Below are 14,297 nucleotides of genomic sequence, written 5' to 3'. Positions count from 1 at the left end.
TTAGTCGAAGCGACTGCGTACATCCTTAAGATTCATTACGATCAACGCCCATATCCCGAACGGCAGCGATAGGCCCAACAGCGGCCCGCAAACCGGGATGCAGGCAAGAATAGCACCGGTCATCGCCCAACCCCGTGAAAAGTGTCGGTGCAGATTGTAAGCGCCAGCGGCGACGACAAGGCCCCCGCCGATCCACACGAACGAGGAGATCGCCATGCCCAGGTATATGTACATTTGCAGTGTTTGCGGATCGATGTTCGGATTCCGCGGGCGTGGAGGCGGTCCGGCAAGTGAGCCCACAAGCCCCCACGCTTGAAAGAAGATTGAGGCGAAGGCACACAGGTAAAGGAAGATCGCAGGCACGAGCGTGTCGATCGCGACACCGCCGTCGTATTCCTGACGACGTTTCTTCTTTCGCTTTTTCGGACTGGCCGATTTCCGGCGAGTCGGCCGAGCCGCCGGTCCCGATTCGATATCACTGAAGTCCTCGCTGAAATCTTCGGCCCAAGGGTCTGATTCTGGGACCGTGACCGGCTTTTCGCACTTCTTGCAACGGAACTTCTTCCCCGCTTTGTCGTCGCCAAACTTGTAAGGACGCCCGCAGTGCGGGCAGGTCATCTCAATTGCCATTTTGATCGTGAAAGTTGAGCAGTGATGTGATTTCAGCAGTGATGAACTGTCAGAAGACATTAAGCGGATCTGAGGTATTCGAGCAATGACCGCAAGATTTGTCCAGCATTGTCGCAAAGTTCATGACAGTCGCTGATCTGCTCTACGTTTTGCTGAAATAGCCCGTCCCCAATCTCATGGCCGCAGTTCTCTGCCAATGAGGCGACACTCCCCGGCGTTGCCTCCAAGTGGAACTGGAGACCGATCACGCGTCGGCCGTACTGAAACGCTTGATTCGGACAGACATCGGTCTCCGCAAGTCGTATCGCACCGTCCGGCAGATCGAATGTCTCGCCGTGCCAATGTAAGGGGGTAAACGTCTCCGGAAATCCGGCAAACGCTTCCGGCTTGGTCGACTCAACCCGCCGCACGGCAAACCATCCGATCTCTTTTTCTGATGCTTTGTAGATCGATGCACCGAGCGCTTTTGCAATGAATTGCGCCCCCAGGCAGACGCCGAACACAATTTTGTCGGCCTCGATCGCCGCCTGAATCAACGTGGTTTCCGGGGTGATCCAGTCGTGCTCCGCTTCGTCGTTGACACTCATCGGCCCGCCCATCACCACGAGCATGTCGAACTCGTCAAGTGCCGGCAGCGGGTCGCCGCGGTAGACGTGACTGACGGCAACCGTCGCCCCGCGCTCCAGCGCCCAATCCGCAATCGCCGCCGGGCCTTCAAACGGGACGTGCTGGAGTACATGGATTCTCTGCATGATGCTCTCCTCGTAATGGAACGACCGCCGCGGGCTGACAACGCAAGGCGGACTCCTTATAAGCGCATTATGTTTGACACGATCATACCATCGTTATTGGCCGACCTGACATCGAACGGTGATGCGTACGGAAGCTGGGCGAAACCCAGTTTCGTGCATCCGCTGGCGGAGTGGGCGGCGGCAATCGTCGAAACCGTCGGCCTGACGTTGCTCGTCGTTCTTTCATTCCACGCCCTATTGCGTGGCATTTGGCGAGCCGCCACGACAAAGGACTCCCGCCTCGTCTTCCGGGAGACCAGAAGTCGGCTGATCCGCGGCATTCTGCTCGGGCTCGAGCTACTCGTCGCCGCCGATATCATTCACACGGTCGCCGTCGAACTCAGCTTCACCAGCGTCGGCGTCCTCGCGATCATCGTGGCGATCCGAACGTTTCTCAGCTTCACCCTTGAAGTCGAAATGACCGGCAAATGGCCGTGGCAGCAGGAAGACGGCGAGGAGGCGTGACTGACGCTTTGAGATATGCCGGGTGGCGGGGCTGAACCGAAGGGCCAGCCCCGGAGGGTAGAGTTTCGATCCTATCAGCGATCGAATCGACGGAAGTGGCGTCGTCTACGAATCGTTTTTACACTTTTGACCATGCAGTCGCGTCGCACGCTTAATTTTCCGGGCCACGCGCACGAGTTGACGTTCTCGTGCTATCGCGGCTATCCGTTTCTCACGAAGAACCGCACACGCGACTGGCTCCGCGAGTCGATCGACGCCGCTCGCAAGCGGTGGGAGTTTGACCTTTGGGCGTTCGTTGTGATGCCGGAGCACGTGCATCTTATGGTCCATCCTCGTCGCCAGGACCATGACGTGACTGTGATGCGAAAGGCCATCAAAGAGCCAGTTGCCAAAAAGGCCGTGGCCTACCTTACAGAAAATAGTCCGGAATGGCTTGAGCGAATTAGCGTTCGCTCAGGTGCACAAGTTCGCCGTCGCTTCTGGCAGAAGGGTGCCGGGTACGATCGCAATGTCTACGAACCGAAGACGCTGTCAACGATGATCGACTATATTCACGAAAACCCGGTTCGGCGCGGACTCTGTCGGCGAGCGATCGATTGGGAATGGTCGAGCGCCGCTCAACTGATCGGCTCTGGAACAGCGCCGATTCTGGTCGATCCAATCCCTCCCGAGTGGCTCTATGGTGTCCCGTAGGCGGGGCGAGTGATCGGCATCGCACTTACGGGGCTGGCCCTTCGGTTCAGCCCCGCCACCCAAGCCGTCAAAAACTAACTGCTCTTCGACAGCAATTCCGCGATCTGCACCGCGTTCGTTGCCGCTCCCTTGCGGAGATTATCGCTGACGCACCAGAACGAGAGGCCATTGGGGTGCGAGATGTCACGGCGGATGCGGCCGATGTAGACGCCGTCGCGGTCGGTGCAGGTCGCGGGCATCGGATAGAGATCGGTCGACAGGTCGTCCATGACTTCGAGCCCCGGGAAATTCGAGAACAGTTCCCGCGCTTCCTCGGGCGAGACAGGCCGCTCCGTCTCAACGGTAATCGTCTCGCTGTGGCAGTTGGCGACGGGGATGCGGACGCAGGTCGCGTTGATCTGCAGCGACTCGTCGCCGAGGATCTTCCGCGTTTCGCGGACCATCTTCAGTTCTTCGCTGGTGTAGCCATCATCCTTGAAAGAGCCAATCTGTGGGATCGCATTGAAGGCGATCGGAAACGCAAACGCTTCGTAGGTATAAGCCTGTCCGGCGAGATGAGCCCGGCTTCCCTCTTCGAGATCGGCCGTTCCCTGCAGCCCCGCTCCGCTGACGGCCTGATAGGTGCTCACGATCACGCGGGTCACCTTGGCCGCATCGTGCAGCGGCTTGAGGGCGAGGACCATTTGCGTGGTTGAACAGTTCGGGCTGGCGATGATGCCTTTTGCGTCGAGCGCCGCCTGCGGATTGATCTCCGGCACGACCAGCGCGACATCGGGATTCATCCGCCAATAGCCCGACTCATCAATGACACGCGAGCCGGCCTCGATCGCGTGCGGCAGGTACTCGGCGGCAATATCGTCTGGGGTCGAGGCGATAACCAGTTCGTCGGGGGCGAACGCATCGTGGGTGAGCTCTTCGATCGTGTGAGGCTCGCCGCGAAATTCGATCGTCTTGCCCGCACTTCGCTTCGAGGCGAGAAATCGGAACTTCTCCGCCTGAAATCGGCGTTCTTCCAGAAGGCGGATAATGATGCGGCCGACGGCCCCGGTAGCACCAACGACGGTCACTGTCTTGATCACAACGAACTCCAGAAATTCACAAGCCTAAGGCGAAAACCGCTACGTGCTGACATATCCCCGCCTGGTGTGGCCCGGACAGCGTCCGGGTCGCGGAGCGACAAGAGCATTCAGCTTCAAATATGCCGACGGAACATGCCTGAAAAGCCGTTCGAGATCGGTAGCTAAATCCTCTTGCGGCTTCGCCGCCCGGACGCTGTCCGGGCCACTCCTCTACAGACGGTATGCGCAACTGGTAGGGCAGATAAAGTTGGGTATCACGCTCAAATAACCGAACGGCACGGTATATCCGCCCGGACGCCGAGTCTCAATGATCGGTTCGGAGCCAAGCTGTCGCAATCGGGCTGCTACAGACGACGGGCCGCAGGCGATATACTGCACGCCTTACGAGCTAAATACGACGGTCGCACGGTCTGACGGACCGGAGCGGCCTACAAACGGCGGGAGCCGAATCGATGCGAGTACTGGTGGTGGGACAGGGCGGTCGGGAACATGTTCTCGCGTGGAAAATTGCGCAATCGCCGAAAGTCGAACAGGTCTACTGCGCGCCGGGCAATGCTGGGACGGCTGCCGATGTTCAGAATGTCGATATCGCGGCTGACAACGTCCGCGAACTGATCGCGTTCGCCACTTCAGAAAAGTTCGACCTGACCGTGATCGGGCCGGAAGTCCCGCTTGTCGCTGGATTGTCCGATGCGCTCGTCGACGCCGGGTTACGCGTGTTCGGTCCTTCCAAGGCCGCGGCAGAACTCGAAGGAAGCAAGGCGTTCGCCAAGCAGGTGATGCGGCAGGCCGGCGTGCCGACGGCCGATTTCAAAGTCTTCACGGAGGCTCGTGAAGCGTTTACCTATTTGGAGGAGCGCGAGGATGAGCCGATCGTCGTGAAGGCAGACGGTCTGGCCGCGGGCAAGGGAGTTATGGTCTGTTCCGGTCGGGACGAAGCACTCGCGGCGGTTCGTGAAATCGCGGTCGACCGGGCGTTCGGCGATGCCGGAGGGCGAATCGTCATAGAGGAAAAATTGGTCGGTCAGGAAGCGAGCATCCTCGCGATCATCGACGGAAAGTCGATCTTGCCGCTAGAGACCGCTCAAGACCATAAGCCTGCGTACGATGATGACGAAGGGCCGAATACCGGCGGGATGGGAGCTTACTCCCCCGCCCCAATCGTCACGCCGGAGATGATGGAACGCATTTATTCCAAAATTCTCATCCCGACCGTCCATGAAATGAAACGGCTCAAACGTCCGTTTAAGGGCGTGCTTTATGCCGGTTTAATTTTGACGAGTCAGGGGCCGAAAGTTCTCGAATACAATGTTCGCTTCGGTGACCCGGAGGCACAGCCGGTCTTGTCGCGGCTTAAGACCGATCTGATTGACGTACTTGTCGCTGCGGCCGACGGCAAATTGCATAACCTGCCCGACTTGACTTGGGACTCTCGCCCGGCCGTCTGTGTGGTGATGGCGTCCGAAGGTTACCCCGGCAAATACGAGAAAGGGCATCCCATCCGCGGACTTGCAGAAGCCGACGCGATGAAAGACGTGAAGGTCTTTCATGCGGGGACCAAGATTCGTGGTGATACGGTCGTTAACGACGGCGGCCGCGTTCTCGGCGTGACCGCTCTCGGAGACGACATTACCTCGGCAAAACTTCAGGCCTATTCCGCGGTTAAGAAAATTCGTTGGCAGGGCGCGTGGTGCCGCAAGGATATCTCAGATAAGGCGCGAGCCTAGCGGGTGGCTATTTGGTGGGCTAAGAGCGATCAATAATCGCCGCCCAATCTAGCATTCTAACTTTGCCTGCAGGCTCTTTCCTTGATTTGAATAACCGAAGATTGAGTAATACGTCCGAAAATCCCAATGGCTCATAATCAAAGCTACATCACGGCGACGGGTCGCTTTCTCCCGGGCGAGCCAGTGAAAAACGACGAAATTGAAGAGCGATTGGGCCTGATCGGCGGACGGCCTTCTCGCGCTCGGGATCGCGTGCTCAATCAGAATAAAATTATTGAGCGGTACTACGCTATTGATTCTGCCCAGCAAACGCAGATTAGTAATGCAGCAATGGCCGCCGAGGCAGTGCGGGCAGCACTGACTCATGGCCGCGTCGACTTTAATTCGATTGAACTTCTCGCGGCCGCGACATCGCAGGCCGACCTCCCGCTGCCTGGTTTCGCCAGCATGGTGCATGGCGAATTGGCAGCGAATGTTTGCGAGATTGCCTCTTTTGGCGGAATTTGTGCAAGCAGCGTGGCCGCACTGAGACATGCGTCGATGGCCGTCCGTGGCGGCGACGTAAAACAGGCTGTCATGGTTGCCAGCGAATTCGCCAGTCGGCTGATGAAGGCATCCCGGTTCGAAGCGCAGGGGTACGGAGCCGAAAAACGCTTGCCGTTCGAAACGGAATTTCTTCGGTGGATGCTCTCGGACGGTGCCGGTGCATTCTTAATTTCAAATCGGCCTCGCCCACGCGAACTCTCTTTGGCCATTGAGCACATCGAATTAAAGTCATACGCGCATCAATACCCGACTTGTATGTTTGTGGGAAGAAAGGCCAATCGAACGGAGCCGGTTCCCCAAAGTTGGCTCGATTATCCCTCTTACGAGGCGGCGTCTTCCGATGGAGCTATTAACTTGCAGCAAACGGTCGACCTGCTTCCCGATGTCGTTCGAATGTGTGTCTCAGGTGTGTTTGAGTTGGTCGAAGCCCAAAAGATTAAGCCCGACTCTATCGACTGGTGGTGCACTCATTATTCGTCACATATTTTTCGCGAGCAGGCGCTCGAGCTTTTCGAACGCGGCGGAATGCCCATTCCGGAAGACCGGATTTTCAGCAACCTCGCCACGGTGGGCAATATCGGTTCCGCGGCGTTCCCGGTAATGATCGACGGTCTTCTTCAAAGTGGCCAACTCAAGGCGGGGCAGCGGATACTGTGCATCGTGCCGGAGAGTGGGCGATTCAGCTTCGGGTATGTCGTTCTGAAAGTTATCGGGGAAGATGCCGGTGACGAGGCCGATAAGCGAGGGGATGCGGGCAAGAGCCGGAATCTTCATGCCAACGGAGTGCCGCCGGTACCCGATATTCAAACTTGCGGGAGCGAACTTGAGCACACACTAGTGCGGCAACTGGCTATTGTGTGGAACGATTTCCAAAATCGTCTCCGAGATGTGCCAATCGTCAGCAAAATTTATAATGGTGGGTTAACGATCGAGGAATACCGGGAACTGCTGTTTAATTTACGGCAACAGGTCATTGACGGATCGCGGTGGATTTCCCGCGCGGCCTCCAATGTTACGTCGGAGAACTTTCCGATTCGTTCGGCATTCATCGGGCATTCGAGCGATGAGCATCGCGATTTCGAAATGATCGAGCGAGATTACGTGTCGATCGGCGGCCAGCTTGAGACAATTCAGTCCGGTACGAAGAACATCGGAAGTGCTGCGCTATCGGAGTACATCCTCAGTCGAGCCAGCCGGGAAAACCCGTTCGATCTCGTGGGGGCGATGTTTATCATCGAAGGCTTGGGCCGAAGCGTCGCACGCGACTGGGGTGAGCGAATCCGTGATCAACTCGACCTCGATGAGTCCCAAGTTTCATTCTTGATGTATCACTCGGAAAGTGATGACATTCATTTTCAAAGGCTGGATGCGACGGTGCAGTCGGGAGTTCTTACACCGTCTTTGGTGGAAGAAATTGTAAAGGCAGCCAAGGTCGTCGCGCGTCTTTACGCGTTGCAGCTTGAAGAACTTGGCAACAGTTAAAACAGTCACGGGCTTCGGCCTGCGCTGCCGCTTGGCAGAGTAGCGCTCCGTCAGCATCATTCGCACGGTATTTAAGATGAACGAAAAATTGACAACGGTGACGCACGATCGAGGCTGCCCGAACGATGCGATCGGGCGACTCGAAAATGTTGATCACGATCCGAGTGATCCGAACCCGTGGGTCGCGCTTTACCTCGACACGAGCGTGCCATTCAACGAATGTGCCAAGGCGAGTATTCTTGTCGACGTGTCATCCCGGTCGCGGCAGTTCCTGTTTCCGCTCATTCGCCCGTTGTGCCGACTGACTATTTGCCTGCTTAAAGTTGTTAAGACGCTGATTCCCAATGCGGTGCATTCATCCTGGTTGTTGCACCATTCGATCTATCACGGACTTCGGATTTTCGTGTCGCCGTATGCGAATCACTTAATTATGCGGCACTTTCATATCGGATCGGAACTATTGGCATTCGTGGCGAATAATACGAAGGGCGTCGATATGGAGTTGAGTCCGCTCCGGCCTCGCGCGTTGAAGGATTTAGTGGCGGATGTGTTCCTTAAACACGACTTAAATATTTACAATTTCATTATCGAAATCAATCGACAACTCAATGAGAAAGAACTCGAGTTCGAAGCCCAGGAGGAACTCGACTATAGCTGCATTACCGATGGCGAGTTTCCCATTGAACCTTTGCCGAACGGCTGGCTGAACTTTCTCGACTTGGAGTCAGCCATCGAGATATACACGCCCGCATATCAGATGCTTCTAACCGATGCGGACTTTTGGCGCGCGAGCAATTCACTTCAGCTCGACGAGACGATATCTCTTTATGCGACGACGCTGATCGGTGACCACAGGTTTCTCGGCCTGGTCAACAACCGTCACCCGATTATCCCTGAGTCGACACTCGGGACCGGTCATCGACTGATGCTCCACGGCTTGTCGGCTGAGTGCCTGCACGCGTTCTTAGTGAAAAAGAAACGTGAACAGGCTCGCCAACAATCGGCCGCTCCGCAATTGGCAGAATGACCACTGTCCATAAAGACCACGGAGGAGAGTCGGCGGCGTTCAATGCGTCCGGGTCAAAGAATGGCTCGCCGTCAGTTTCGTGAAGTGGCGTTCCAGCTAATTCCGCTAAAACACCTTCTCGCCGTTCAGGCTGCGGTTAAGTCGACCGAGGGCTTCGCTTTCGATCTGGCGGACGCGTTCTCGGGTGAGGCCGAGGATTTCGCCAATCTCTTTAAGCGTACGGGGCTCGCTGTCGTCGAGGCCGAATCGCATTCTTAGAATCGATGCTTCGCGTTCGTCCATATGATCAAGCTGCTCGAAGACGTGCTTAATATTGTCAGAGTTAACGAGTTCGTCTTCGGGGCCTCTGGTGCGCTCGTCGGCGATCATTTCTCCGAGCGTCCAGCCTCCATCCTGCTGGTCTTGGCCGGGCGTTGAGTTATAAAGCTGAATCGCCTTCTTGACGATTTTCAGCTTCTTCTTCGGCAACTCCAGATACCGGGCGACTTCCTCCGGCGTCGGGGTGCGATTGTATTGATCCTGCAGGTGGGCCGTCGCTTTGCGCCACTTGCTGAGCAGTTCGACCATGTAGGCCGGAATGCGGATCGTTTTCGCGCTGTTGACTAGAGCGCGCTTGATCGATTGCTTGATCCAGTAGCTCGCGTAGGTCGAGAACCGCGTATTCATGTCGGGATCAAATCCCTCGACGGCGCGGAGCAAGCCGAGATTGCCTTCCTCGATGAGGTCCTGCAACTGCAGGCCTTTGCCGGTGTAGGCACGGGCAATGTTCACGACGAGCCGCAGGTTGGCGCGGACCATTCGATCGCGGGCGCTTTGGTCGCCCTCGGCGATGCGGTTCGCGAGGTCTTTCTCATCCTGCGCGGTGAGCAAGGCGGTTTCGTTGATCTCACGCAGGTAGGTCTCGAGCGGGTTTTGGACCGACGAAGGCTTGCGCGATTTGGTCATGGGCTTATCGATGCGATAGCTCGTCACGATGGATTCGACTCATTTTGAGGCGGGGCTGTAGATTCGGTCCGCCCGGCGAGAGAGCGGGTTCAGGCGACCGTTGCCCTTCGTATCGTCGAGATACGCTCAGAACCTGCACGCGCGAAGGGCAGGAACTTGGAAAGTCTGCGTCGAGCAGGAGGTCGGGGCGATCCGTCCTGATTAAGCGATGTTGACGGTTCTGCGGAAAATCTGACCTTTGTGACGGTAGGGCGATTCAGGCAGCGCAGAAAAGAAGCCGGCCCGTCATGACGGGCCGGCTCAGAGTTCAGCAAATTACTGTCAGAGAAGTCGCTCTCTGGGTAGCCGCACTCAGGACTTTTCTTCGTCCTCGGCTCCGTCATCTGAAGCTTCGTCAGCCGGGTCTTCCGCTACCTCTTCTGCTTCCGATTCTGCTGAGACCTCTTCCGACGTTTCGGTCTCGGCTTCCGCTTCGGCTTCTGCAGCGGGTTCTTCGGCGACCTCGGTTTCCTCTTCAGTTGAGGTCGCCTCGGCATCCACTGCTTCGGTCTCGACCTCTTCTTCAGTTTCAACCTGCGCTTCAGCCTCTACCTGTTCTTCGGTCGCAGTACCGCCGCCGCCCATGCTGAAGAGCGGTCCGCTGTCTCCACCGGTTCCGCCACGAAGCTCTTGCGAAGTCTTCGCGTCTCCGCCACCACCACCGCCGCCGGCGGCCGCAGTGAGTTCTTCGATTGGGGCGTCGAGGCGACGGCTCAATCCGATTTTCCGCTCTTCCGTATCCACGCGGAGAATCTTGACTTCGATCTCCTGACCGACTTCGACGACCTCTTCGGCGTTCTCGACCTTGTCTTCGGTCAGCTCAGAGACGTGCAGCAGACCTTCGAGTTCGGTCTCCAATTCGACGAAGACGCCGAAATTGGTGATCTTCGTGACCGTTCCCTTAACGATTGATCCGGCCGCGTAACGGGTCGGGATGTCGGTCGCCCAGGGATCACCTTCGAGCTGCTTGAGTCCGAGCGCGATCCGTCGACGTTCTTCGTCGACGCTGAGGATCTCACACTCGACTTCGTCGCCCTTCTTAAGCATCTCGTTGGCGTGCGAGAGCTTTCGCGTCCACGACATATCGGAGACGTGCAGCAGGCCGTCGACGCCTTCCTGCAATTCGACGAACGCACCGTAGTTGGTGAGGTTGCGGACGACGCCGGTCACCTTTTTGCCGACCGGGTAGTTGGCAGCGACCTCGTCCCACGGGTTCGGCTGGGTCTGCTTCATCCCCAGCGAAATTTCCTGCTTCTGGTTGTTGATTCCCAGAACGACGACCTCGACCTCGTCGCCGATGTTGACGAGTTCGGTCGGGTGGTTGATCCGCTTCGTCCACGACATCTCGCTGATGTGGACCAGACCTTCAATGCCGTCCTCCAGCTTCACGAAGGCACCGTAAGGCATGACGTTGACGACTTCGCCTTTGACCTTGGTCTCGACCGGGTACTTGGTCTCGACGTTGTCCCACGGGCTGGGGAACTTCTGCTTCAGGCCGAGTGCAATCTTCTCGTTCTCGTGATCGATATTGAGGATCACGACTTCGAGCTCTTCGTCGATCGAGACCATCTCGGTCGGATGACCAATGCGGCCCCAGCTCATGTCGGTGATGTGCAGCAGACCGTCGATTCCGCCGAGGTCCACGAATGCACCGAAGTCGGCGATATTCTTGACGACCCCTTTGACCTTGTCGCCTTCGTTGATCTTGGTGAGGAGCTTGTCCTTCATCTCCTTGCGGCGCTCTTCGATGAGCTTCCGCCGGCTGACCACGATGTTGCGACGGGACTCGTCGACTTTCAGAATCAGACATTCAATGTCTTTGCCTACCCACAGACCGATATCGGGCGGGCGGCGGATGTCGACCTGACTCGCCGGAAGAAAGACGTTGACCCCGATATCGACGAGCAGACCGCCTTTGATCTTGCGAAGGACTTCGCCGACGACGACATCGCCTTCGCCGTGCTTCGCGGTGACGGCTTCCCATTCGCGGATGCGATCGGCTTTCCGCTTCGAAAGTAAAATCAGGCCGTGGGTGTCGGCGACGTCTTCAAGCAGGACGTCGACCGTATCGCCCGGTTCAGGCTCCCCTTCCTCTTCGTCCCACTCGTCGAGTAGAACGATGCCTTCGCTCTTGTAGCCGATGTCGACGAGCACTTCGTCGCCGTTGATCCGCAAGACTTTGCCGGTGACGATTTCGTTAACGTCGACCGTCTCTTTGACATAGACCTCATCGGGGACTTCAAAGTCCTCGCCGAGGACTGCGACGAGGTCGTCGTCATTGATCTGAAATTCCCGAAACAGATTCCGATCTACCATTCCGTAGCACGTTGCTCCGAGTTCGTCCTCATAACGCTTCCGAGTCAGCGTTGACGAACTTCGAAGTCCAATAGAGAAGAGGCCAGCCCCGCGGACCGCGCGGTCCGTCTCCGACAATGGGCATCGCCGAGGGGCGGAGTATAGGCAAATGTGCGGTTATGTCTCCACCTCGGAGCGGGGTCGAAACACCTGTCACGTCAATTTTTCAACAAATTCCAACAAATCGTCGGCCATCGATCACGACCGGGGCCTTTACTGGCAGCCAATATAGGGAGGATTTCGTACCGGCGATGAGCAACGGCGGTCGAAACCTTTGCTCTGCGCCTTTGCGTCACGAAGGGGAGAATCCATTGCCGGCGGACCGATGAATGACCGGTTCAAGCGATTCAGCGGCCGCGATTGTGTTTTGAATCGTGTCAGTACTCGCCAGGACAGACACCGACAGTTCCGTGACGAGTTGTTCGCCCGGCGCAATCGACTTGAGCCGACCTTCCGCCCGTTCGAAGGACCGGTGGTTGGGGAAATCGGTTGCCGGTTCCAATCCGATGACGTATCCGTCTTCGACGGCGGCGGTATTCTTCCAAACCGCCCCGTGCGGCAAGACATCGGGATCGAACGCGACCTCAACCGCAAGGTCGCGATTTCGATTGGCGAGCACCATCGCGGCGTGGCCGGTCGGAAGTCGGGACGTGTTGAAATAGTACGCCTGCTCCGCGAAGCCCGACTCCGGCGGCCCGCACTTCGACCAATCTTCGATCCCCTCTGCCGCCCGCGGATCACGCGGCGCGACGGCGTCGGCCGATACGGCAATCACGGAGCCGTCTTCCAAGAACGGCGGCCCGACATTGATGTGATACAGCAACTCGACTTCGGCAGGGCGCGAGGCATCGTTCGTAATCACGTCGCGCACGTGAAACCGCGGCTCCTCGGCTGGGAGTCGGTATTCCACCTCGAGTGTCAGATTCGTACCAAATAGGCCGCATTCACGCACTTGCCCGGTGATCCCGACCGAACCGTCCGATTCATCAATAAACAAGGAAACGTTGTCGGCGGGGATGTTGGCGATCCGACCGTGCAACGTCAGCGGATTCTCCACCGGGGACCCTTCATCGTCATCTCCCGGCGGGCCGTTCCAACCGATGCCGCAGCGACACAGAAACTCGTTAAATCCCGTGAGCCAACCCAGTCCGTTTGAAGCCGAAAGGTCAACAAACGAAGGGTGAACCGGTCGTTGGACCGGCGATTGCCAGCCCAGCGGATACCCGAGCGCGGCACCGCCCAGCAGTCCCATTCCGCGCGTCGGGATAACAGATATCTCGATTGACGGATTCTTCAGCGTGACTAACTCGACACCCTCCGACACACCACCTGTCAGGGTCGTTCGGCTGATCGACGAAAGAGAATTGCCGACTTCCCAATGAACCGGCTCGGTCAATTCGTGCAGTGAGATGACTCTGCGAGACACGACGGGGGCTCCTGGAGATGAGTGCTACGGCGACCGACGTTCGAGACTGAAGGATCACGAGAGAAGACGATTACAAGACCGAAGACCGTTCGAATACGGCGAGACCATCAATGACCGGATCGAAAGTCCGGTTGATCGTTGGCGTCTGGTTCCCTCGAAAACGACTGATTCTCAGGGCAGCGCGGAAAATTGCCAGCGATTTTCCTATAGTCCGCGGGGAGATCTCTCAAGCGTAAAGGAGTGCGGCTCAATGTCCGCGGATGTGATGCTGCCCACCATTGACGGAACACCCTACACCGCCGATTGGTACCGCTCCGCCGAAGCGGCATTCGGGCGGCACGTTTGCTCTCAGCTTGGTTTCTATGCCGTTCCGAATGACTTCGTGCTTTCGGTCGTCATTCCTGTCTACAACGAGCAGGAAACCCTCCGAGAGATCGTCGATCGCGTTCGCGGTGTCCCGATTCCCAAAGAGATCGTCCTCGTCGACGATGGCAGCCGAGACCAAAGCGGCGAAATCATGCGGTCTTTGGAAATGGAGGGGGCTGACGACCCCAAGAATCGAATCCGAGCCGTCTTTCAAGAGAAAAATCAGGGTAAGGGAGCGGCGCTGCGACGGGGTCTAATGGAGGCGACCGGCGACGCAGTTATCATCCAAGATGCCGATCTCGAGTATAATCCCGATGAGTATCCGCGGCTTCTCGAGCCGATGATTCGCGGTGATGCAGATGTCGTCTATGGAAGCCGGTTCCTCGGCGACCGAGCCCATCGGGTGCTCTACTTTTGGCATTACCTCGGGAATAAATTTTTGACGCTGCTCTCCAACTGCTTTACCAACCTCAATCTGACCGACATGGAGACCTGCTACAAGTTGTTCCGGCGCGACGTCGTTGAAGCCATTCATCCGACGTTGCAGCAGAACCGGTTCGGTTTCGAGCCTGAGGTCACCGCAAAGATTGCGAGAAGGAATTTCCGAGTCTACGAAGTCTCGGTCAGCTACGCGGGACGGACGTATGAGGACGGCAAGAAGATCGGAATCCGCGACGGATTCAAGGCTCTGTGGTGCATTGTGCGGTACGGTCTAGCTGATTGACT

General features: G+C 57.3%; 12 protein-coding genes. 6 read left to right on the top strand and 6 right to left on the bottom strand.

The window, feature by feature from the left end:
- Complete coding sequence (locus tag Pan189_RS11625) at window positions 1–690, bottom strand: hypothetical protein (RefSeq protein WP_145364079.1); 690 nt, start codon at window positions 688–690, stop codon at window positions 1–3.
- Complete coding sequence (locus tag Pan189_RS11620) at window positions 690–1,382, bottom strand: type 1 glutamine amidotransferase (RefSeq protein WP_145364078.1); 693 nt, start codon at window positions 1,380–1,382, stop codon at window positions 690–692. The genes Pan189_RS11625 and Pan189_RS11620 overlap by 1 nt, the downstream gene beginning before the upstream one ends.
- Before the next feature lie 69 nt (window positions 1,383–1,451).
- Here Pan189_RS11620 and Pan189_RS11615 point away from each other — a divergent pair, with 69 nt between their 5' ends.
- Together Pan189_RS11615 and Pan189_RS11610 are read left to right on the top strand one after the other, a co-directional pair.
- Entirely contained in the window at window positions 1,452–1,886 is a 435-nt protein-coding gene (locus Pan189_RS11615) for a DUF1622 domain-containing protein (protein ID WP_145364077.1), read from the top strand.
- Window positions 1,887–2,018: 132 nt separating this feature from the next.
- Window positions 2,019–2,579, top strand: a complete 561-nt coding sequence (locus Pan189_RS11610; RefSeq protein ID WP_310820362.1) for an REP-associated tyrosine transposase — start codon at window positions 2,019–2,021, stop codon at window positions 2,577–2,579.
- A gap of 74 nt (window positions 2,580–2,653) precedes the next feature.
- Here Pan189_RS11610 and Pan189_RS11605 read toward each other — a convergent pair whose 3' ends face one another.
- Entirely contained in the window at window positions 2,654–3,658 is a 1,005-nt protein-coding gene (locus Pan189_RS11605) for an aspartate-semialdehyde dehydrogenase (protein WP_310820361.1), read from the bottom strand.
- A gap of 452 nt (window positions 3,659–4,110) precedes the next feature.
- On the opposite strand from Pan189_RS11605, the gene purD reads away from it, so the two are divergent.
- From purD to Pan189_RS11590, 3 genes are all read left to right on the top strand, one after another.
- Window positions 4,111–5,385 carry a phosphoribosylamine--glycine ligase gene (gene purD, locus Pan189_RS11600; RefSeq protein ID WP_145364075.1) on the top strand — a complete coding sequence of 425 codons (1,275 nt, stop codon included), beginning with the start codon at window positions 4,111–4,113 and terminating at the stop codon, window positions 5,383–5,385.
- Window positions 5,386–5,511: 126 nt separating this feature from the next.
- A complete protein-coding gene (locus tag Pan189_RS11595) occupies window positions 5,512–7,413 on the top strand; it encodes a 3-oxoacyl-[acyl-carrier-protein] synthase III C-terminal domain-containing protein (RefSeq protein WP_145364074.1) in 1,902 nt (633 codons plus the stop codon).
- A gap of 76 nt (window positions 7,414–7,489) precedes the next feature.
- On the top strand, window positions 7,490–8,440 hold the full coding sequence (locus Pan189_RS11590) for a DUF6999 family protein (RefSeq protein WP_310820360.1): 951 nt from the start codon (window positions 7,490–7,492) through the stop codon (window positions 8,438–8,440).
- Between the two features lie 105 nt (window positions 8,441–8,545).
- On the opposite strand, the gene Pan189_RS11585 is transcribed toward Pan189_RS11590, so the two are convergent.
- The 3 genes from Pan189_RS11585 to Pan189_RS11575 form a co-directional block, all read right to left on the bottom strand.
- A complete protein-coding gene (locus Pan189_RS11585) occupies window positions 8,546–9,385 on the bottom strand; it encodes a sigma-70 family RNA polymerase sigma factor (RefSeq protein WP_145364073.1) in 840 nt (279 codons plus the stop codon).
- Between the two features lie 351 nt (window positions 9,386–9,736).
- A complete protein-coding gene (gene rpsA / locus Pan189_RS11580; protein ID WP_145364072.1) occupies window positions 9,737–11,740 on the bottom strand; it encodes a 30S ribosomal protein S1 in 2,004 nt (667 codons plus the stop codon).
- Window positions 11,741–12,071: 331 nt separating this feature from the next.
- The gene (locus Pan189_RS11575; protein WP_145364071.1) at window positions 12,072–13,205 is read right to left on the bottom strand and encodes an aldose 1-epimerase family protein; all 1,134 of its coding nucleotides are present in this window, start codon (window positions 13,203–13,205) and stop codon (window positions 12,072–12,074) included.
- A gap of 250 nt (window positions 13,206–13,455) precedes the next feature.
- On the opposite strand from Pan189_RS11575, the gene Pan189_RS11570 reads away from it, so the two are divergent.
- A complete protein-coding gene (locus tag Pan189_RS11570; protein ID WP_310820359.1) occupies window positions 13,456–14,295 on the top strand; it encodes a glycosyltransferase family 2 protein in 840 nt (279 codons plus the stop codon).
- Window positions 14,296–14,297: the final 2 nt, after the last annotated feature.

Source organism: Stratiformator vulcanicus (assembly GCF_007744515.1).
Lineage (GTDB): Bacteria > Planctomycetota > Planctomycetia > Planctomycetales > Planctomycetaceae > Stratiformator > Stratiformator vulcanicus.
This window is presented reverse-complemented; position numbering and strand designations above follow the sequence as displayed.

Excerpts from the sequence above, each read along its gene's own strand:
- Pan189_RS11625 (WP_145364079.1), bottom strand. The coding sequence starts at position 690 with ATGTCTTCTGACAGTTCATCACTGCTGAAATCACATCACTGCTCAACT.
- Pan189_RS11620 (WP_145364078.1), bottom strand. The coding sequence starts at position 1,382 with ATGCAGAGAATCCATGTACTCCAGCACGTCCCGTTTGAAGGCCCGGCG.
- Pan189_RS11615 (WP_145364077.1), top strand. The coding sequence starts at position 1,452 with ATGTTTGACACGATCATACCATCGTTATTGGCCGACCTGACATCGAAC.
- Pan189_RS11610 (WP_310820362.1), top strand. The coding sequence starts at position 2,019 with ATGCAGTCGCGTCGCACGCTTAATTTTCCGGGCCACGCGCACGAGTTG.
- purD (WP_145364075.1), top strand. The coding sequence starts at position 4,111 with ATGCGAGTACTGGTGGTGGGACAGGGCGGTCGGGAACATGTTCTCGCG.
- Pan189_RS11595 (WP_145364074.1), top strand. The coding sequence starts at position 5,512 with ATGGCTCATAATCAAAGCTACATCACGGCGACGGGTCGCTTTCTCCCG.
- Pan189_RS11590 (WP_310820360.1), top strand. The coding sequence starts at position 7,490 with ATGAACGAAAAATTGACAACGGTGACGCACGATCGAGGCTGCCCGAAC.
- Pan189_RS11585 (WP_145364073.1), bottom strand. The coding sequence starts at position 9,385 with ATGACCAAATCGCGCAAGCCTTCGTCGGTCCAAAACCCGCTCGAGACC.
- rpsA (WP_145364072.1), bottom strand. The coding sequence starts at position 11,740 with ATGGTAGATCGGAATCTGTTTCGGGAATTTCAGATCAATGACGACGAC.
- Pan189_RS11570 (WP_310820359.1), top strand. The coding sequence starts at position 13,456 with ATGTCCGCGGATGTGATGCTGCCCACCATTGACGGAACACCCTACACC.